Origin of the sequence: Sphingomonas sp. S2M10, assembly GCF_012650175.1 — a bacterium.
Classification (GTDB): domain Bacteria; phylum Pseudomonadota; class Alphaproteobacteria; order Sphingomonadales; family Sphingomonadaceae; genus Sphingomonas.
Window position 1 is genome coordinate 161,869 of sequence record NZ_JAAILI010000079.1, and the last position, 18,555, is coordinate 180,423.

Here is an 18,555-nt window from a genome sequence, read left to right on the forward strand (position 1 = left end):
CCCAATCTCCTCCTATCGTTTCTCCTGCCCAACGCCCAGGCGGCGTGCGGGTTGCGCACCGTCTGTCGTGAATCGGTTGACTGCGGCGCGCATCGACGCTAACAGCGCGGCCTTTCCGGCTTACCGCCCAACTCAGGATTTGAAGCGATGTCGCGCATTTGCGAGCTGACCGGCAAGGGCCGGCAGGTGGGACACAATGTTTCCCACGCCAACAACAAGACCAAGCGCACCTTTCTGCCCAACCTGCAGAACGTGACGCTGATCTCGGATTCGCTCGGCAAGAGCATCCGCCTCCGCGTCTCGACGCACGGCCTGCGTTCGGTCGAGCATGTCGGCGGCCTGGACAATTGGCTGCTGAAGAGCAGCGACGACGATCTTTCGCTGCGTGCGCGTCGCCTGAAGCGCGAAGTGCGCAAGGCAACCGCCGGCACCGCCGAAGCAGCCTGATCTCTCTTCGGATCTGCGGTTTGGCCCGCTACTGCGCATGCAGTGGCGGGTTTTTCCGTTTGCGCGTCTCATAGATCCAGGCGGAACTTGAGCAGCAGCGTCTGCTGCCACCATTGTTCGTTGTCGTCGGAGATCATCCACAGCACCAGCGAATCGCCTTCGCGCTGCACGGTCAGGCCTTCGAAATTGTCATGCTGGAAGGGGGGCGAAAAGTCCGCGATCTCGATGCCGCGCAGCACCTGGCCCGCCTTCGCGCCGCGAATATCGACCAGTTCGATCTTCACCGTGAACAGCGACGATATCGCGAATCGTCGCACCAGCACGAGCAATCGCCCGTCGGGCAACAGCGCGACATCGCTGGGATCATAGCCGACGGGCGGCACATAGGCGAGGTGAACAGGCTGCGGGTTGCCGATCGTCGGATCGCTCGGGAACAGCAGAATCTCGCGTTCGGCAACAGGCCCGTGGCGGCGCCGGGCGGTTTCCCCGAGCACCAACACCCGCCCGTCGGCGAGTCGCGCCATCGATTCCGCCCCGCCGTTGCGCGGCCACCTCTTCATCGCCTGCGGCGTTGCCTGGCCCAGTCCCTTTCGGAACGCCGAATCATAGCGAAAAATCGTGTTCCGCGATTCGAACCCGACCCAGAACTGGCCGGTCACGGGATCCCTTGTCAGCGATTCCGCATCGCGATCGCCCTTGAAAGCGCTGCTGCCGGGGCCCGCCGGTAGATCGGCGAAGCGCATCTCGGTAGGGTGCCAATCGGCGCCCATGCGGAACTGGACGAGGTTACCGCGATCGCTGACCAGTGTGAAGCGATCCCCCGTCACGCTGAGCGCCGAGAAGCCGGAAAAGCCGAGGTCGGGGCTCGTGAGGCGTATGCCGCCGAGATAGCGGAGCCGCCCGACCGTCTTGCGCGTCGGATCGCCCGGCACCAGCGGTACGCGAACGGCCTGCATCACCGGGTCTCCGCGCAGCGGTGTGCGCAGTTCCCGGCCCGAGGCGGACAGGAAGAGGATGGAGAGCGCCAGCGGCGGAAGGGCGAGGAAACGAGGCCGGAAGCGCATGGCTTCCTCTTAGCGGTTCGATCGTCCCCCGCCAGTGCTGCAAATGCGAAGATGAACGGGAAATAACCAACTCGTTCAGGGTTCGCTCAAGGGAACCGCTCTAATCAGAACGTGTTGTACGCGTACAGTTGCTCTCGCGTAGCGTATCGAGAGACGCCGGGGGCCGGATCTGCGAGGATCCGGCCCCCTTGTTCGTTCAGTACATGTGCTGCCCGCCGTTGACCGACAGCGTCGATCCGGTGACGAAGCCGCCCTCCTCGGCGCAGAGGAACGCCACCGCGCGCGCGATCTCGTGCGCCTGGCCCAGTCGGCCGACCGGGATTTTCGCCACGATCTTCTCCAGCACGTCCGCCGGCACCGCCGCGACCATGTCGGTATCGATATAGCCCGGCGCGATGGCGTTCACCGTAACCCCGAATCGCGCGCCTTCCTGCGCCAGCGCCTTGGTGAAGCCGTGGATGCCGGATTTGGCGGCGGCATAGTTCACCTGGCCATACTGACCGGCCTGGCCGTTGATCGAGCCGATATTGACGATGCGGCCCCATTTCCGCGTGCGCATCCCGGGAAACACGGCGTGCGCCATGTTGAAGCAGCCGCCCAGATTGATGCGGATCACGTCTTCCCACATGTCGCGGGTCATCTTCAGGATCGTGCCGTCGCGGGTGATGCCGGCATTGTTGACGACGATGTCTACCGGGCCAAGCTCGGTCTCGACCTGCTGCACGCCGGCCGCGCACGCATCGAAATCGCCCACGTCCCACTTATATGCCCTGATGCCGGTACGCTCGGTAAAGGCAGCAGCCTTCTCGTCATTGCCGGCGTAATTGGCAGCGACGGTAATGCCGGCCTCGTTGAGCGCCAGACTGATCGCCTCACCGATCCCGCGGGTGCCGCCGGTGACGATCGCTACTCGTGCCATGTGCCTTCCTCTCCAAATCAAACCCAAGAAATGGCTAGGCGGGGTCCACCCAGCCGGCAAGTTCGCGCCCGATGATGTGTCGGAGCAACCTCATGCCCGCCGCACTGTCGTTGAGACAAGGCAAATATGCGAAATCGGTGCCACCGGATTCAAGGAACGACTCGCGGCCGCGAATCGCCAATTCCTCCAGCGTTTCCAGGCAATCGGCGGAGAAACCTGGTGCAACAATCGCGACGCGGCGAATGCCCTTGGACGGGAGCGCTTCCAGCGTCGTGTCGGTAGCCGGCTCTAGCCACTTCGCCCTGCCGAAGCGGGACTGGAAGGTGACGATCAACTCGCGCCCCAATGCCTCGCCGAGGAGCCGCCCGGTCTTGCGGCAATGGCAGTGATAGGGGTCTCCCAGTTCCAGCGTGCGTTGCGGCATGCCGTGGAAGCTGGCGATCACCGCATCCGGGGTGAAGTCCAGTGCCGCCAGGCTCTCCTCCACGCTCGTCTTCAGCGCGGCGATATAGGCAGGGTCGTCGTAATAAGGGGGAAGCGTGCGCAGGGCCGGCTGCCAGCGCATCGCCGTCAGTGCCGAGAAGGCGACGTCGTTGGCGGTCGCGGTCGTCGCCGCGCAATATTGCGGGTAGAGCGGCGCGACCAGGATGCGCTCGCAACCCTGCGCCTTCAGCGCCGCGATCTGCTCGACGACCGAAGGCTTGCCATAACGCATCGCGTGCAAAATGGTGACGCCCGGCCCGAAAGCGCCGTCCAGCCCTCGCGCCTGCATCTTGGTGATGGCGGCGAGCGGCGAACCGTCCTCGCGCCACACCTGTTGATAGGCATGCGCCGATTTCTTCGGGCGCGTGCGCAGGATGATGCCACGCAGGATCGGCTGCCAAAGCAGCGGCGGGATTTCGACCACGCGGCGATCGGAGAGGAACTCGCCCAGATAGCGCTTCACCGCCCCCGCATCGGGTGCATCGGGCGTACCGAGATTGACCAGCAGCACGCCCACATGCGCGGGCGGTATCTTCGGATGGTCGGAAGGCAGGATCAATGGGCGTCCGATAGCAGGGGCAGGCGGCGGAAGCGCGTGCCGGTGGCGGTTTGCAGCGCGTTGGCGATGGCCGGCGCGGTCGGCGGCACGGCGAGCTCGCTCACTCCGCCCGGGTCCGATCCGCTGGGCAGGATTTCCACGGTGATGTCGGGCGTATTCGCCAGCGTCGGCAGGTTGAGATCGGCCATGGTCTGCACCTCGGCGATGTTTTCGCTGAACGTGGTCGGCGCTCCCAGCGCCGCGGCCAGACCGAACAACAGCCCGCCCTCGATCTGCTGGCGGACGAGATCGGGATTGACCACCCGGCCGCAATCCACCGCCGCGACCAGCCGCTCGACGACCACCTCGCGCTGCGGCGTCAGATGCGCCTCGGCCATCACCGCGATGTAGGCGCCGCGAAAGGCATGGGCGGCGAGGCCCTGGCCGCTGCCCGGCTCGCCCCCCTGCCAGCCGCCGAGCTGCGCCGCCGTCTGCAGGCACCGCGCGAGCCGGGGCTGGCTGCCGAGCATCGCCATGCGGAACGACAGCGGATCGCGATTGGCGACATGAGCGAGCTCGTCGACAAAGCTTTCGGCGAAGAAGCAGGTATAGCTGTGCGCGCCGGACCGCCAATAGCCCGTCGGCACGCCGATCTCGGCGGGATGATGGTCGACCGCGAGGTTCGGAATGGCATAGGCGGGCATCGCGCCCTCGACAGCGGAGGGATCCGCCCTGCCCGGCAGCGCCAGCCCGGCCGCAGCGACGACATCGCCGGCGAGCAGTCGCGCCGCCAGCTCCCGGCCGGTCGCAGGGGCGGCGATCTTGGCGAGCCAGGCGGAGACGGTGCCGCCCTGGCCCAGCTTCGCCGTCAGCCGTGCGGCGGCGGCGGGCCGGAAGCGATCGCGCCGCAGATCCTCGTCGCGCGACCAGCTGAGCTGCACCGGCCGGCCCACCGTCTGCGAAATCAGCGCCGCCTGTACCGCCGCATCGACCTCCAGCTTCGCCCCGAAGGACCCGCCGCCGAGCATGGCATGCACCGTTACCCGCGCCGGATCGATGCCGAGCGCCTTGGCCGCCGCCGCCCGCGCCAGAGCCGGCGCCTGGGTCGGCAGCCACAGCGACAGCCGGCCTTGGGCATAGTCGGCGGTGCAGGTCATCGGCTCCAGCGGCGCATGCGGGGCAAGGCCGACGCGATAGTCGGCGGTCACCACCCGCGCCCCGCGAAACTCGGCGGCAAGATCGCCCTTCGCCGCGATCCGCGCGCCCTCGCCGTCCAGCGCCGCGTCAAGCGCCGCCGCGATGCTGTCGTCATTGATCACGGCGGCAGGATTTCGGAAGCGTGGCCGCATTGCCTGGAGCGCGCGCGTGGCCGCCCACCAGTTGCTCGCGACCGCCGCCACCCACTGCTTGGTCGTGACGATCGACAACATGCCGCGCACGCGGTTGGCGGCCTCGCGATCGACATGCACCAGCTCGGTCTCGCCGATCGGCCCCTGCCGAATGGCGGCAAAGACCATGTTGGGCAGTCGCACATCGGCCGCGAAGTTCGCGCTGCCGTCGATCTTGGCCGGCGCATCGAGTCGCGGCAGCGCCTGGCCATGGAGTCGTCCCGCCTCGCCGCCCCGCAGCGGCGGCTGGGCCGGCGCCGTCTCGCGCGCCGCCGCTTCGGCAAGCTCACCGAAGCCGAGCCGCTGGCTGCCGTGGATCACGCTGTTGCCGGCGGTGCCGCAGGATTGCCAGTCGACGCCCCAGCGCCGCGCCGCCGCCTTGCACAGCAGCACCCGCGCCGCCGCACCCGCCCGGCGGAGATCGTCCTCGAACGCGCGGACCGAGGTGGAAGCGGCGGTGAGCATCAGGTCGGCGCGCGCGGCATGGCTGCGCTGCACCCTCTCGGGCAGCCCGCCCAGCGCGGCGGCGAACAGGGTCTGCGCCGCCAGCGGATTGGCATAGAGCGGATTGAGCGGCGCCGGCTCGACACCGACCAGATTCCAGTCCGCGCCCAGCTCGTCGGCCAGGATCTGGGGAAGCGCGGTGTAAACGCCCTGCCCCATTTCCGCCTGCGGCACCGCCACGCGCACCTGCCCGTCCTTGCCGATCTTCAACCAGGCGCCGAACAGGCTCTCGCCGGGCCCGGCTGTGAGATTGGGGACATAGCTGCGCGGCCACAGCCCCCAGGCGACTACCAGCCCAAGCCCCGCGCCGCCGCCGATCAACAGCCTGCGTCGATCGATCCGGATGCGGGGTACGGGTTTGCCAGCCATCGCCTCGCTCTATCGCGCCCGGCGGCCCCACGCCAGCATGGGCTTTCGATCAGGCTGATCGCTCCCCCTTGGGTTTGCGGCGTTTTGGCTCTATCGCGGGCGGCAATCGCTTCTCACGCCGGGGATTACCGTGCTGCCAACCCTGCTTGCCGCTGCCGGCGGACATCTGCATTTCACCGATCTCCACCTCGATCCGGTGGCGATCAATCTCGGCTTCTTCCAGATCAAATGGTATTCGCTGGCCTATATCAGCGGCATCCTGCTCGGCTGGCTGTACCTGATGAAGCTGCTCGCGGCACCCGGCGCACCGATGACCCGCCGCCACGCCGATGATCTGGTCTTCTACGCGACGCTGGGCATCATCCTGGGCGGACGCCTCGGCTATGTACTCTTCTACGCACCCGAGATGTTCAGCAACCCGCTGCAGATCCTGATGCTGTGGGAAGGGGGCATGAGCTTCCATGGCGGCGTGCTGGGCACCTCGCTCGCCATCGTCTGGCTGGCGCGACAGCACAAGCTCAACTGGCTGCGCATCCACGATTATGTCGCCTGCTGCGCCCCGTTCGGGCTGTTCTTCGGCCGCCTCGCCAACTTCGTGAACGGCGAGCTGTGGGGCAAGCCGGGCGACGTGCCCTGGGCGATCGTCTTCCGGGGCACCGTCGCCGCAGGACTGCCCGAGCCGGCGCGCCACCCCAGCCAGCTCTACGAGGCGGGCCTGGAAGGGCTGCTGCTGTTCGCCGTGCTGTGGTTCTTCTTCTGGCGCACCGATGCGCGCTACCAGCCCGGCAAGCTCACCGGCATCTTCCTGCTCGGCTATGGTTGCGCGCGCTTCTTCGTAGAGTTCTTCCGCGAGCCCGATCGCCAGCTGGTCTGGCTGGTCGATCTCACCGGCCTGCACATGGGCCAGTGGCTGTGCCTGCCGATGATCGCGGGCGGGCTGTTCCTGATCGCCACCGCGAACGGCCGCCGCAAGCGGATCGAGGCGATCACCGGGCCCAGCGTCGCCTGACCTGGCCGCCATGACCAATCCTCTGGACGCCCAGCCCGACGAACGCCGCGACAATGCCGCCGAACCCGCGCTGCCCGAGCGGCTGGCGCGGGCGATCACGCTCGCCGGGCCGATTCCGCTCTCGCAGTTCATGGGCGCGGCGAATGCGCATTATTACGCCACCCGCGATCCGCTCGGCGCGCGCGGCGACTTCACCACCGCGCCCGAGATCAGCCAGATGTTCGGCGAGCTGATCGGGCTGTGGCTGGCCGATCTGTGGGACCGCGCCGGTCGGCCGGAGCGCGCGCGCTATGTCGAATTCGGCCCCGGCCGCGGCACACTGGCGGCGGATGCGCTGCGGGCGATGGACAAGGCCGGGCTCGCACCGCCGGTCGACTTCCTGGAAACCAGCCCGGTGCTGCGCGCCGCGCAGAAGGAACGCGTGCCACAGGCCGAATGGCATCTCGATCTGGTCGGCCTGCCCGAGGATGCGCCGCTGCTGGTCGTCGCCAACGAATTCTTCGACGCGCTGCCGATCCGCCAGCTGGTGCATACCGCGCAGGGCTGGCGCGAGCGGCTGGTCGCCTGCCAGGACACGCTGTTCCTGCCGGTGACGGGCGACCGCGGCTTCGATCCGGTGATCCCGCCCGCGCTGCGCGATGCCGCACCCGGATCGATCCTCGAAACCTCGCCCGCCAGCGTCGCGCTGCTGCGCGCGCTCGCCCAGCGGCTGCTGGCACAGGGCGGCGCCGCGCTGATCCTCGATTATGGCTATGAAGGCCCTGCGATCGGCGACACGCTGCAGGCGGTGCGCGGCCACGCCTTCGCCAATCCGTTCGACGGCCCCGGCGAGGCGGATCTCACCGCGCATGTCGATTTCGGCACGCTCAAGGAAGCCGCCGAGGCCGAGGGGCTGACCGTGCACGGTCCGGTGACGCAGGGCGATTTCCTCAAGGCGCTCGGCATTGACGCACGCGCCCGGGCGCTCGCTCGCGCAGCGCCGGAGCGCGGCGACGCGATCGCCGCCGATCGCAACCGGCTGGTGGGAGACGAGCAGATGGGATCGCTGTTCAAGGTGCTCGCGCTCACCGCGCCGGGCTGGCCGGTGCCGGCAGGCTTCGCATGACCTATCGCGACGCCACCCCCGCCGATGCGGCCGCGATCGACGCGCTCTTCCGGGAAAGCTTCCGCGCGACCTTCGGGCATCTCTATGCGCCGGAGGATCTCGCCAGCTTTCTCGGCCGGTTCACGGTGGCAGGATGGGCGGCCGAACTCGCAGATCCCGCTTTCGCCTTCCGGGTGATCGAGGATGCGGACGGCATCGCCGGCTATTGTAAGCTCGGCCCGATCAGCCTCCCCGCCGAGCCCGAGGGTCCCGCGCTCGAACTGCGCCAGCTCTATCTGCTCGATCGCGCCAAGGGCAGCGGCGCCGCACAGGCATTGATGGACTGGGCACTCGCCACCGCCCGCGCGCGAGGTGCGGCCGAACTCTGGCTTTCGGTCTATATCGACAACCATCGCGCCAAGCGCTTCTACCAGCGCTATGGCTTCGAGGATCGCGGGCCCTATGCCTTCCTGGTGGGCAATCATGCCGACGAGGATCGGCTGATGCGGCTGGTGCTGTGAGCGGCGTGGAAGTCACCCGCGCCCGGGCGCTGGAAGGCGTGGCGCACGGCTTTCTGGGCCGCGTCGGCGGGGTTTCGACCGGCGTGGTCGCGGGGCTCAATGTCGGCACCGGCTCGAACGACGATCCCGCCGCCATCGGCGAGAATCGCTGCCGCGCGGTGGCGGCGGTGCTGCCGGGGGCCCGGCTGGTTACCGTCTACCAGGTCCACTCGGCCGATGCGGTGACAGTGCTCGCACCGTTCGACGAAGCGCTGCGTCCCAAGGCCGATGCGCTGGTTACCAACCTGCCGGGGCTGGTGCTCGGCATCCTCACCGCCGATTGCGCGCCGGTGCTGTTCGCCGATCGTGCGGCGGGCGTGATCGGGGCAGCCCATGCCGGCTGGAAGGGCGCGATCGGCGGCGTGACCGATTCGACCATCGCCGCAATGGAGGCGCTCGGCGCCCGCCGCGATCGCATCGCCGCGGCGATCGGCCCGTGCATCGCCCGCGCCAGCTACGAGGTCGATGCCGGCTTCTTCCAGCGATTCTGCGAGCAGGACCCGGCCAACGAACGCTTCTTCGCCGATGGCCGCCCCGAGCATTTCCAGTTCGACCTGGAGGCCTATGTCGTCCACCGGCTGGCGCTCGCCGGCCTGCGCACGATAGAGGCGCTGGGGCTCGACACCTATGCGAACGAGGCGCGCTTCTTCAGCTTCCGCCGCGCCACCCATCGCGGCGAACCGGATTACGGCCGGCAGATCAGCCTGATCGGGCTTGCGGGCTAGGCGCGTCGGTCAGGCGGCGTCCTCTACCCGCAGTTCGGGCGGGTGCAGGCGCAGGCGATTGACCTTGCGCTCGTCGGCATCAATCACCTCCAGCTTCCACCCGCTCTCATGCTCCAGGCATTCGCCTACCGCGGGCACATGCCCGGCGAGCACGAAGGCGAGGCCGCCGATCGTGTCGACATCCTCCTCCACTTCGGCCAGCCGCGGGTCGACCGTCTCGGCGACGTCCTCCAGCTCGGCGCGGGCATCGGCTTCCCAGCCGCCGCCGTCGATCGGCACGATCAGCGCGGCGGGCGCCTCGTCATGCTCGTCCTCGATCTCGCCGACGATTTCCTCGATCAGATCCTCGATCGTGATCAGCCCCTCGGTCCCCGAATATTCGTCGAGCACGATCGCGAGGTGCGTCCGCTTGACCCGCATCTGCGCGAGCAGGTCGAGCGCGCCCATCGACTGCGGCACGTAAAGCGGCTGGCGGATCAGCCCGGCGATGCTCGGCGGATGGGCCTCGCCCCTGGCCAGGATCTCGAACACGTCCTTGATATGGACCATGCCGATGATCGTATCGAGCTCCTCGCGATAGACCGGCAGGCGGCTGTGGCCCGCCTCGGCGAAAAGCAGGACGAGATCGCCGAAGCTGGTCTGCTCCTCCACCGCGATGATGTCGGCGCGGGGCACGCCGACATCGCCGGCGTCCCGCTCGCCGAAGTGCAGCAGGTTCTTGAGCATCTGCCGCTCGATCGGGGCCAGATCGCCGGCCGGCGGGGTGCCGCCGTCGCTCTCATGCTCCTCGATGGCTTCTTCCAGGCGCTCGCGCAGCGACTCTTCCTGTTCCTCGCCGAACAGGAGCGTGCGCAAACTGCGCCAGATTCCGCCGTTTTCTTGTCGGTGTTCAGGCGAGCCGGTACTGGGGCCCTCGTTCATGTTGGTGTTCAATCCTCGCGTACGGGATAGGGATCGTGCAGGTTCAGCGCCGCCATGGCGGCCTGTTCCATCGCCTCCATGGCTTCCGCCTCGCCATCCTCGATATGGTCATAGCCTAGCAGATGCAGCATGCCATGGACAATCAGATGCGTGGCGTGATCTTCCACGGCGATGCCGCGCTCGCCGGCTTCCACCGAACAGACGCCGTGCGCAAGCACGATGTCGCCCAGCAATACTTCGCCATCATCGCTGTTCTGGGTGACGGCGTCGAGCAGATCGGATTGGATCATGGGGAAGGACAGCACGTTGGTCGGCTTGTCCTTGTCGCGATACTGGCGGTTGAGGGTATGGACTTCGTCGTCGCTGGTGAAGCGCACCGCGACTTCGATCGTGCTCGGCGATCCCCGCCAATCGGCATAGGGCGTCTGCGCGATCGCAGCCTCGGCCGCGCGCAGCGCGAGCGCTTCCCAGTCGCCGTCCGGCCAGGGGGATTCGGGGATGGCGGCAACGTCGAGCATCAGGCGAGGTCCGTCTTGGAGAAATCGTCGCCCTTGTAGAGCAGACGCGCATCATGGGATCTGGCGCAGGCATAGGCGAAGCAATCGCCCATGTTGAGTCCGGCCGGGTGCCGTCCCTTGCCGAACTGCTGATAGGCATCGAGCGCCAGTTCCAGCTCGCGCGCGCCGATCGGCACCAAGGTCAGCCCAAGCTCATCGGCGTAGAGACCTGCTTCGTGCCGCGCCGCGGTGATATCCATCTCGCGCGAACGCGAGAGCGCGGCCACGGTTTCCCAAGCCGCCATTGCCGACCAGAGCGCCGGCGCGCCCTCGACCGCCTCGACCACCAGCCGATCGCGCTCGGGCTCCTCGGCGATGATCGCGACCATCGCCGATGCGTCGACGAACAGCGTCAAGCTTCGCCCCACAGCTCGTCAAAAAACGCCTTGTCGGCGGACAGTCCGGTCGGCGGCGGCAACGGATGGGCACGGCGATGCGCATCGAGCTTGCGCAGCACCTCCTGCGCGCGGCCCTTGGCCTCGAGCTCGGCCTTGCGTCGCAACAGGCTGTCGCGCACCGCCTCGGTCTTGGTGGTGCCGAGCGCGGCCGCGACCTCGGCGGCAAGCGCCGCAGTGTCAGCATCCTTGATGTAGAGCGATGCCATACCGCGCCTCCGAAGGGGATATCCCGAATGTAGGACGGGATATCCCTGCCTTCAACCGTCGCCCTCATAGGCCGCCACGATGCGGCCGACGATGGGATGGCGGACCACGTCGCCCACGCCGAAGCGCACCATCGAGATGCCCTCCACGCCCTCCAGCCGATCGACCGCGTCGTTCAGCCCCGAGGCGTTGGGCCCGCCGGGCAGGTCGGTCTGCTTGGGATCGCCGCAGATCACCATCCGGCTGTTCTGGCCAAAGCGGGTGAGGAACATCTTCATCTGCATCGGCGTGGTGTTCTGCGCCTCGTCGAGGATGACGAAAGCATCGGCCAGCGTCCGCCCGCGCATGAAGGCGATCGGCGCGATCTCGATCTCGCCGCTGGCGATCCGCCGTTCCACCTGCTCGGCCGGCAGGCAGTCGTAGAGCGCGTCGTAGATCGGGCGAAGATAGGGGTCGACCTTCTCCTTCATGTCGCCCGGCAGGAAGCCCAGCCGCTCGCCCGCCTCCACCGCGGGCCGCGACAGGATCAGCCGCTGGACGCTGCCGGTGATCAGCTGCGCCACCGCCTGCGCCACCGCCAGATAGGTCTTGCCGGTACCCGCCGGGCCCAGCGCGAAGATCAGGTCGTTGGAGGCGAGCTCGCGCATGTAATGCGTCTGCGTCACCGAGCGCGGCACGATCGTCTTCTTGCGCGTGCGGATCATGATCGTGGGCTTCGGCCCGCCCTCGGTCGGTTCGGCGCGCACGATGCCGGTGAACATCGGCTCGCTCGACATCGCGATCACCGCGTCGATCAGTCCGCCATCGACATCCTCGCCGCGAATCACGCGGCTGTGCAGTTCCTGCAGCACCTCGCGGGCGTGCGCCACCACCTCGGCGGCGCCTTCGATCACCACCCGCTGGCCGCGCGCGTGGATATACACGCCCAGCCGCTCCTCGAGCATCAGCAGGTTGGAATCAAACTCTCCGAAGAGCTGCGGCAGGAGCTGGGGCTTGTCGAAGGTCACCTCTACCCGGGAACGGTCGCCGGACTGGGCGGGGACAGGCTTGCGGCTCATGCGGTCCTTTCGAGATTGGCGCGGGGCGCGGGGATCACGCGGCCCCGGAGGGGCAAACCTTGGCATCGTGCGGAGGTTCCTTGGCGCATATCGGCAAACAAGATGGCAGAGGGAAGGGCTGCTGCACAGGGGGGATCGTACGAGCTCCCCGATGCGCCCCGGATGTGACGCGAGCGCGACATGCGAAGCCGTGGCGGTGCCCGGAGCCGCCGTGCCGAAACGGGATGGCGACGAATAGTGCGCGCTTGGAAGCGCGGCCGTTACCGGCTACCCGCACCGTCATCCAATCGTAACAATCGGATTTTCGCGATGAAGTATCTGCTTCGGGGCGCGCTTGCCTGCACGCTCCTCCTGTACGCCGGCTCGGCGCTGGCATGACCCTGTCTGCGGCCGGTGTCTCGACGCCGGCTCGACCTACAAATTCACCATAAGGTTGAGCGCGCCATATTTGGTCCAGCGCCCCGGCGGAGCCCCGGGCGCGTCGCGGAGGAAGCGGCCCTTGGCGAGCAGCACCACATCGGCCTCGAGCCGCACCGCTTTGCTCAGGCGATAGCGCACCCGCCCATCAAGCTGATGCCCGGCAAAGTCGCCCGAGCGCCCGCGCACATCGCGCACACCGGTGCTGGAAAAGCTGTCGGTACGCGCCGCAAGCCACATCGGGCGATAGCTGAGCATCAGTTCGGTCCGCACGTCGGGCACCGCCTCGGCCTGGAGCGACGGCGCGACCACATTGCTGCGCAGGATCGCGTTGTAGAGTCCCGACGGCGCCAGATCGGCGCGGCGCATGCCGAACAGCGTGTCGAACCGGCCATAGCGCCCGCCCGGCGCATCACCGCTCGCATAATCGAACTCGGCCATCAGCCGAGGCTTCCACGCGCCCTCCCAGCTATAGCCCAGCCGCGCATGGACGAACCACGCGCGCACCGGTTGCCGCGCCGCACCGACCGCAAGGCTCCCCGATTGCAACCCGGTCTGGCCGATCGCCTCGATCTCATAGTCGAGCGTCGCAGGTGCCAGATCGCGCACGATCCGGATGGCGGCGGTATCGAGCGAGCGATCGCGCGTCGGGCGGCCAAGGGTGTCTTGCTCGCCGAGGTGAAAGTAGCTCATCTCGACCATTGCCGCGCCGATCGTCCGCCTGCGGCTGATCAGCCCGCCCCAGAGCACCAGCGCCGTGCCTTCGCGGTCGATCGCAGGCTCGTTGGACAGCAGCGAATCCAGTTCGTCTGGCCGCCGGCGCTGCGGCATGGTGTAGATCCCCGTCGCGGCCCAGCGCCCCGCACTCCAGTCCGCGCGCACGCCGGTATAGCCGTTGGTCGTGTTGCGATAATCGTCGGCCGCGACCAGTCTCCGCGAGCCGAGATTGACCATGAAGCGGCCCGCCTGCAGCTTGAGCGTCGATCCGCGCCCGAGCGCGGCGCCGAGATCGAGCTGCACATAAGCCTGGACCGGCTCAAGCGTGTTGACCTCGCCCGTCGTCACCGACGAGCGGCGGTTGCCGCCATAAACCCGGCTGTCCCAAAGTTCGCCGACGACGCTCACGGGCCCATGCTGGTAGCGCGCGAGCAGCGTCGTCCGAAAATTGACGAGCTGGTCGCTCTGGTTGAAGCCGACGCGCGCCTGCCCGTCGATCGCCTCGTAGCGGACGCGCTCGCTGGCGGCAAAGCTCAGCCCCTCGGCGGGCGGAGGCACTACGCCTTGTGCCTGGGCGGTCCCCGCCACCAGAATCGCGGGAAAATACCGTGCTACCTTCGCCATCGCCGCTCCCCCTGCGGGCCACTTTTACGCACGCGGGGCGTGGCCGGTCATGCGGAAACTGGGGTCAGTTCCAGCCCGGCGAGCGAGTTGGGCCCGGCGCTGACCAGCTCCACCTCGATCAGGTCACCGATCTTCGCCTGCGTCTCCAGATGCACCGATTGCAGCCAGGGGGACTTGCCGATCATCTGGCCGGGTCGCCGTCCGACGCGCTCGATCAGCACCGAGCAGCGCCGCCCGACACTCGCTTCGTTGAACGCCTGCGAGTGGCGCGCCAGCGCCGCCTGCAACCGCTGCAGCCGTTCGTCGGCCACGGCGTCCGGCACATATTGGTCCACCCACTCGGCCGCCGGCGTGCCCGGACGCGGCGAATATTTGAAGCTGAAGCACTGGGCGTAGCCGACCGCATCGACCAGCTGAAGCGTCTCCTCGAACTCGGCCTCGGTCTCGCCCGGAAAGGCGACGATGAAGTCGCCCGACAGCGCGATGTCCGGCCGCGCGGCGCGGACGCGCTCGAGAATGCGCAGGTAGGAATCGCGCGTGTGGCTGCGGTTCATGGCTTTCAGGATGCGGTCGCTGCCCGCCTGCACCGGCAGGTGCAGGAACGGCATCAGCTTGGGCACATGGGCGTGCGCCTCGATCAGCCCCTCGGCCATGTCGTTGGGATGGCTGGTGGTGTAGCGGATGCGGGCGAGCCCCTCGATTCGGTCGAGCGCCATGATCAGGTCGTGCAGCCCGCGACCGTCGTCATCGCTCCAGGCGTTGACGTTCTGGCCGAGCAGCGTGATCTCGCGCGCGCCGGCATCGACCAGCGCCTTGGCCTCGTCGACGATCGCCGCATAGGGCCGGCTCACTTCGGCGCCGCGGGTATAGGGCACCACGCAATAGGTGCAGAACTTGTCGCAACCTTCCTGCACGGTGAGGAACGCGCTCGCTCCCACCTTGCGGCGGGTGGGCAGCTTGCCGAACTTGCTGGCCAGCGGCATGTCGGTGTCGAGGCCGAGCTCGCCCCTGGCAGCCTTGTCCACCAGCTCCGGCAGGTTGTGATAGGCCTGCGGGCCGACCACCACGTCCACCTTCGCGCGGCGGGCGATCTCCTCGCCCTCGGCCTGGGCGACGCAGCCGGCGACCGCGATCATCGGCTTGCCCGCCTCGCGCAGCTTGAGCCGGCCGATCTCCGAATAGACCTTCTCGGTGGCCTTTTCGCGGATGTGGCAGGTGTTGAGGACGACGAGATCGGCCTGGTCCGCCTCGGCGGCGACGAGGCCCTGGGCGGCCATCAGCTCGCCCATGCGCTCGCCGTCATAGACGTTCATCTGGCAGCCGTACGACTTGACGTGATAGGTCTTGGGGGTGGTCATGATCGGCGCGCCTATACGCGCAAAAGGCGGCAGAAAACAGGCCTGTGGGACTTGCTAGAAGCTTGTGCCCCTCTCTCACCAGCAGAAGGGGCGCAGGTGGCGCGTTCAGCCCTGCCCCTGCTTAGGCGCCGGCGCCGGCGCCTTGTACCCGATCGGATCGTCCGCGAAGCGGAAGGGCCGCAGCGGCTGGCTCAGCGTCCGCACCATCGCTTCCTCGATCCGCCGCCGGCTTTCCGCCGCGATCGCCTTGCGGCCGGGAAAGTCGCGGGGATCGAACGGCTCGAGGAAGTGCACGCGCAGCCGGAACCGCCTGCCCCGCGCCAGCACGCGCTTGGCGTTGTTGAGCCCCCGCTCCTGCCCGATCCAGGCAATGTCCTCGCCCGCCGCGCCATAGTCCAGCATGACCGGCTGCACCATCACGCCCGGGGGCGGCGGCTCCAGCACGCGCAGCATCGGCGTCTTGAACGGCAACAGTGACTTGCCGTCGGTGGTGGTACCCTCGGGGAAGATCGTCACCGCCCAGGTCTCGGCGAGCGCCTCGCGCAGCTGGTTGATCTGCTCGGCCACGCCCATGCGATTCTCGCGCTTCACATAGACGGTGCGGTTGAGCCCGGCGAGCCACCCGACCAGCGGCGAGGCGGCGATCTCAGCCTTGGCGACGAACGCCGTGCCGCTCGCTCCGCCCAGCGCCAGAATGTCGATCCAGCTGACATGATTGGAAACGTAGAACACGTCACGCTTCAGCGGCGTGCCGACCCGCTTCACCCGCGCGCCGGCGATCCGCGCTGCGCTCGCCAGGAACATCCGCGGCCAGGGCGAGGGCAGCCGCACCAGCCGGAACAGATAATGGAGCGGCACATGCACCAGCAGCGCCAGCGCCAGCCGCGCGATACGGAACCAGACGCGCGCAAGCTCCGCCCCGGTCAGCCGCGTCGGCAGCCCCTGGGTCGCATCCTCGCGGCGGCGCCGGGCCCGCTCAGTTCTTGCGCTCGAGCGCAACCCCGTACAATTCCATGCGGTGGTCGACGAGGCGGAAGCCAAGGCGCTCGGCGATCTGCTTCTGCAGCAGCTCCAGCTCGGGATCGACGAACTCGATCACCTTACCGCTTTCCACGTCGATCAGGTGATCGTGATGCGCCTCGGGCGCCGGCTCGTAGCGGGCGCGGCCATCACCGAAATCGTGACGATCCAGGATGCCCGCCTCTTCGAACAGGCGCACGGTGCGGTAGACGGTGGCGATCGAGATGCCCGGATCGATCGCGGCGGCGCGCTCATACACCTTCTCGACGTCGGGATGGTCGTCGGCGTCGGAAAGCACGCGCGCGATCACCTTGCGCTGTTCGGTGATGCGCAGCCCCTTTTCGTGGCAGAGCGCTTCGAGATCAATCTTGCGAACCATGACGCCGCTGTAGCGCCATTGGCGGCATCGGAAAAGAGCAAGCCGCTCGGTCACGCTGATCGATCGCCTGCGCCGTGCCACGCCCAAAAAAACGCCGGCCGCGGACGAAGGTCCGGGCCGGCGTCTTTCTCTGGTCCTGGGGACGAAGGATCAGCGCGTCTTGCGGCGCTTGGTGCCCAGACCGATTTTCTTCGCCAGGCTGCGGCGCTGCTCGGCATAGTTGGGGGCGACCATCGGATAGTCGGCCGGCAGGTTCCACTTGGCGCGATACTGTTCCGGGGTCATCTGATAGTGCGTCATCAGGTGACGCTTCAGCATCTTCAGCTTCTTACCGTCCTCGAGGCAGACGATATAGTCGGGCTTGACCGAAGCGCGCACCGAAACGGCCGGCTCCTGCTTCACTTCCGGCTCCGGCTGGGTGGTGCCCAGACCGCTCAGCGCGGTGTGCACGTTCGAGATCAGCTGCGGCAGGTCCGACACGGCAACGCTGTTGTTGCTGACATGCGCCGCAACAATATCCGCGGTCAGCGCGATGAGGGTTTCCTGAATTTCAGATGACGCTTCCATGATATTCCTTTCGACCCGTTCACGGCGACTATTCTGCTGTCGCCTGAGTTGTCCTATCGTCCGAAGCACAGTGCTTGGCAAGAGATCAAGCCGCAATTGTTATAATTTTTGCGACAGGGGACGTGCCAAAGTGAGAGCATCCAACGCTTCGCCGCTAGTACCGCGATAATAGCCGCGTCGTTCTCCAACCTTCTCGAAGCCCTCGCGATGATAGAGGCGGATGGCTCCATTGCCTGCGCGGACTTCAAGATGCAGCTTGGTCGCGCCGCGATTGCGCGACTCCGCGATCACCGCTCGCAACAACGCACCGCCCACGCCCCGTCCGCGCACGCCGGGGCTGGTTGCGAGCAGCAACAGTTCCGCCTCGTCCAGCATCGCCCGCGCCATCGCAAACCCGCAGTCGCGTCCGCCGACGCTGGCGACGAGCAGCCACACGCCCGAAAGCGCCATCATCCCCATGCACTGGGGCTGGGTCCATGCCTCGCCATAGGCGGGGTCGAAGGCGGCCTGCATGATCCGGCCTACCGATGGCAGATCCTGCACCCCGCCTTCGCGCAGCTCGATGGGCTGGGGTGCCGCGCTCATGCCAGGCCCCGCTCGGCCAGCGTCTTGGCGTCGGGCCCACGGCCGTAGAGCGGGCGCGGCGGCAACATGGCGAAGGCTGGCGGCAGCAGCGCGGCATCGGCGGCGCGGGGCAGCACCTCGCGCAGGTCCAGCCCTTCGGCCAGCGCGGCGAGGCGGCGCACGCCGCTGCCGAAGGCCGGGCGCCCGTCCAGACTCGCGAGCGCCGCATCGGGGTGCAACGAGGCGAGCGGTGCGGTGTCGATCAGCGGCGTCGCGAAATGCTGGACGAACACTTCGCCATGCCCGCCCTCGAGCACGACCGAGAGACGATCGAGCGCGGGATCGCCGGCGAATCCCGCCGCGGCGAGCAGCGCCAGCGAGGAATAGCCATGCACCGGCACGCCCCAGCCGATCGCGAGGCCGCGCGCGGCGGCGAGACCCACCCGCACCCCGGTGAAGCTGCCGGGGCCGACATCGACGAGGATCGCATCAGCGCGCCCGCCGCCGGGCAGTTCGCCGATCATCGGGATCAGCCGCTCGGCATGGCCGCGGCCGACCAGTTCGTGCATTTCAGCGAGCACGGCGCCGCCCGCCAGCAAGGCCACCGAACAAGCGGCGGTGGCGGTTTCGATCACGAGCAGTCGCGGGGCTTCAGCCATCGCCCCGCGCTAACCAAAGAAA

At 67.8% G+C, this 18,555-nt stretch carries 21 protein-coding genes; 5 read left to right on the forward strand and 16 right to left on the reverse strand.

Features of this window, described 5'->3' with window-relative positions; genetic code table 11:
• Positions 1-147 precede the first annotated feature (147 nt).
• Positions 148-447 (forward strand): 50S ribosomal protein L28, encoded by a 300-nt coding sequence (gene rpmB, locus S2M10_RS19650; RefSeq protein ID WP_093296900.1) that lies wholly within the window; start codon positions 148-150, stop codon positions 445-447.
• Positions 448-515: 68 nt separating this feature from the next.
• On the opposite strand, the gene S2M10_RS19655 is transcribed toward rpmB, so the two are convergent.
• The 4 genes from S2M10_RS19655 to S2M10_RS19670 form a co-directional block, all read right to left on the reverse strand.
• Positions 516-1,511 (reverse strand): esterase-like activity of phytase family protein, encoded by a 996-nt coding sequence (locus S2M10_RS19655; RefSeq protein WP_168847562.1) that lies wholly within the window; start codon positions 1,509-1,511, stop codon positions 516-518.
• A gap of 196 nt (positions 1,512-1,707) precedes the next feature.
• A complete protein-coding gene (phbB, locus tag S2M10_RS19660; RefSeq protein WP_168847563.1) occupies positions 1,708-2,430 on the reverse strand; it encodes an acetoacetyl-CoA reductase in 723 nt (240 codons plus the stop codon).
• Positions 2,431-2,464: 34 nt separating this feature from the next.
• Entirely contained in the window at positions 2,465-3,472 is a 1,008-nt protein-coding gene (gene hemH, locus S2M10_RS19665) for a ferrochelatase (protein WP_168847564.1), read from the reverse strand.
• Positions 3,469-5,712, reverse strand: coding sequence for a molybdopterin cofactor-binding domain-containing protein (locus S2M10_RS19670; protein ID WP_168847565.1), 2,244 nt, complete (start codon positions 5,710-5,712; stop codon positions 3,469-3,471). Before S2M10_RS19670 ends, hemH begins: the two co-directional genes overlap by 4 nt.
• A gap of 130 nt (positions 5,713-5,842) precedes the next feature.
• On the opposite strand from S2M10_RS19670, the gene lgt reads away from it, so the two are divergent.
• Genes lgt through pgeF form a run of 4 tightly spaced genes read left to right on the forward strand, consistent with a single transcriptional unit; the run spans position 5,843 to position 9,090 of the window.
• On the forward strand, positions 5,843-6,721 hold the full coding sequence (lgt, locus tag S2M10_RS19675; protein ID WP_168847566.1) for a prolipoprotein diacylglyceryl transferase: 879 nt from the start codon (positions 5,843-5,845) through the stop codon (positions 6,719-6,721).
• Positions 6,722-6,731: 10 nt separating this feature from the next.
• The gene (locus S2M10_RS19680; protein WP_211091150.1) at positions 6,732-7,826 is read left to right on the forward strand and encodes an SAM-dependent methyltransferase; all 1,095 of its coding nucleotides are present in this window, start codon (positions 6,732-6,734) and stop codon (positions 7,824-7,826) included.
• Positions 7,823-8,326, forward strand: coding sequence for a GNAT family N-acetyltransferase (locus S2M10_RS19685; RefSeq protein ID WP_168847567.1), 504 nt, complete (start codon positions 7,823-7,825; stop codon positions 8,324-8,326). Before S2M10_RS19680 ends, S2M10_RS19685 begins: the two co-directional genes overlap by 4 nt.
• Positions 8,323-9,090: a peptidoglycan editing factor PgeF gene (gene pgeF, locus S2M10_RS19690; protein ID WP_168847568.1), complete on the forward strand. Its 768-nt coding sequence runs from the start codon at positions 8,323-8,325 to the stop codon at positions 9,088-9,090. The genes S2M10_RS19685 and pgeF overlap by 4 nt, the downstream gene beginning before the upstream one ends.
• 9 nt (positions 9,091-9,099) lie before the next feature.
• Here the strand turns inward: pgeF and S2M10_RS19695 are convergent, their stop codons facing one another.
• From S2M10_RS19695 to tsaB, 12 genes are all read right to left on the reverse strand, one after another.
• Positions 9,100-10,011 (reverse strand): hemolysin family protein, encoded by a 912-nt coding sequence (locus S2M10_RS19695; RefSeq protein WP_168847569.1) that lies wholly within the window; start codon positions 10,009-10,011, stop codon positions 9,100-9,102.
• 8 nt (positions 10,012-10,019) lie between these two features.
• Entirely contained in the window at positions 10,020-10,529 is a 510-nt protein-coding gene (gene ybeY, locus S2M10_RS19700; RefSeq protein ID WP_168847570.1) for an rRNA maturation RNase YbeY, read from the reverse strand.
• Complete coding sequence (locus tag S2M10_RS19705) at positions 10,529-10,924, reverse strand: type II toxin-antitoxin system VapC family toxin (protein ID WP_168847571.1); 396 nt, start codon at positions 10,922-10,924, stop codon at positions 10,529-10,531. Before S2M10_RS19705 ends, ybeY begins: the two co-directional genes overlap by 1 nt.
• The gene (locus tag S2M10_RS19710) at positions 10,921-11,172 is read right to left on the reverse strand and encodes a type II toxin-antitoxin system VapB family antitoxin (RefSeq protein ID WP_168847572.1); all 252 of its coding nucleotides are present in this window, start codon (positions 11,170-11,172) and stop codon (positions 10,921-10,923) included. Before S2M10_RS19710 ends, S2M10_RS19705 begins: the two co-directional genes overlap by 4 nt.
• Positions 11,173-11,223: 51 nt before the next feature.
• Positions 11,224-12,228 (reverse strand): PhoH family protein, encoded by a 1,005-nt coding sequence (locus tag S2M10_RS19715; protein ID WP_168847573.1) that lies wholly within the window; start codon positions 12,226-12,228, stop codon positions 11,224-11,226.
• A 414-nt stretch (positions 12,229-12,642) separates the two neighbouring features.
• Positions 12,643-13,986, reverse strand: a complete 1,344-nt coding sequence (locus S2M10_RS19720) for an alginate export family protein (protein WP_168847574.1) — start codon at positions 13,984-13,986, stop codon at positions 12,643-12,645.
• A gap of 47 nt (positions 13,987-14,033) precedes the next feature.
• The gene (miaB, locus tag S2M10_RS19725; protein WP_168847575.1) at positions 14,034-15,344 is read right to left on the reverse strand and encodes a tRNA (N6-isopentenyl adenosine(37)-C2)-methylthiotransferase MiaB; all 1,311 of its coding nucleotides are present in this window, start codon (positions 15,342-15,344) and stop codon (positions 14,034-14,036) included.
• 105 nt (positions 15,345-15,449) lie between these two features.
• The gene (locus S2M10_RS19730) at positions 15,450-16,271 is read right to left on the reverse strand and encodes a lysophospholipid acyltransferase family protein (protein ID WP_168847623.1); all 822 of its coding nucleotides are present in this window, start codon (positions 16,269-16,271) and stop codon (positions 15,450-15,452) included.
• A gap of 49 nt (positions 16,272-16,320) precedes the next feature.
• A complete protein-coding gene (locus tag S2M10_RS19735) occupies positions 16,321-16,743 on the reverse strand; it encodes a Fur family transcriptional regulator (RefSeq protein ID WP_066724328.1) in 423 nt (140 codons plus the stop codon).
• Positions 16,744-16,893: 150 nt separating this feature from the next.
• Positions 16,894-17,310 (reverse strand): MucR family transcriptional regulator, encoded by a 417-nt coding sequence (locus S2M10_RS19740; protein WP_168847576.1) that lies wholly within the window; start codon positions 17,308-17,310, stop codon positions 16,894-16,896.
• Positions 17,311-17,409: 99 nt separating this feature from the next.
• Positions 17,410-17,895, reverse strand: coding sequence for a GNAT family N-acetyltransferase (locus S2M10_RS19745; protein ID WP_168847577.1), 486 nt, complete (start codon positions 17,893-17,895; stop codon positions 17,410-17,412).
• Positions 17,892-18,533, reverse strand: coding sequence for a tRNA (adenosine(37)-N6)-threonylcarbamoyltransferase complex dimerization subunit type 1 TsaB (gene tsaB, locus S2M10_RS19750; protein WP_168847578.1), 642 nt, complete (start codon positions 18,531-18,533; stop codon positions 17,892-17,894). Before tsaB ends, S2M10_RS19745 begins: the two co-directional genes overlap by 4 nt.
• Between the last annotated feature and the right edge of the window lie 22 nt (positions 18,534-18,555).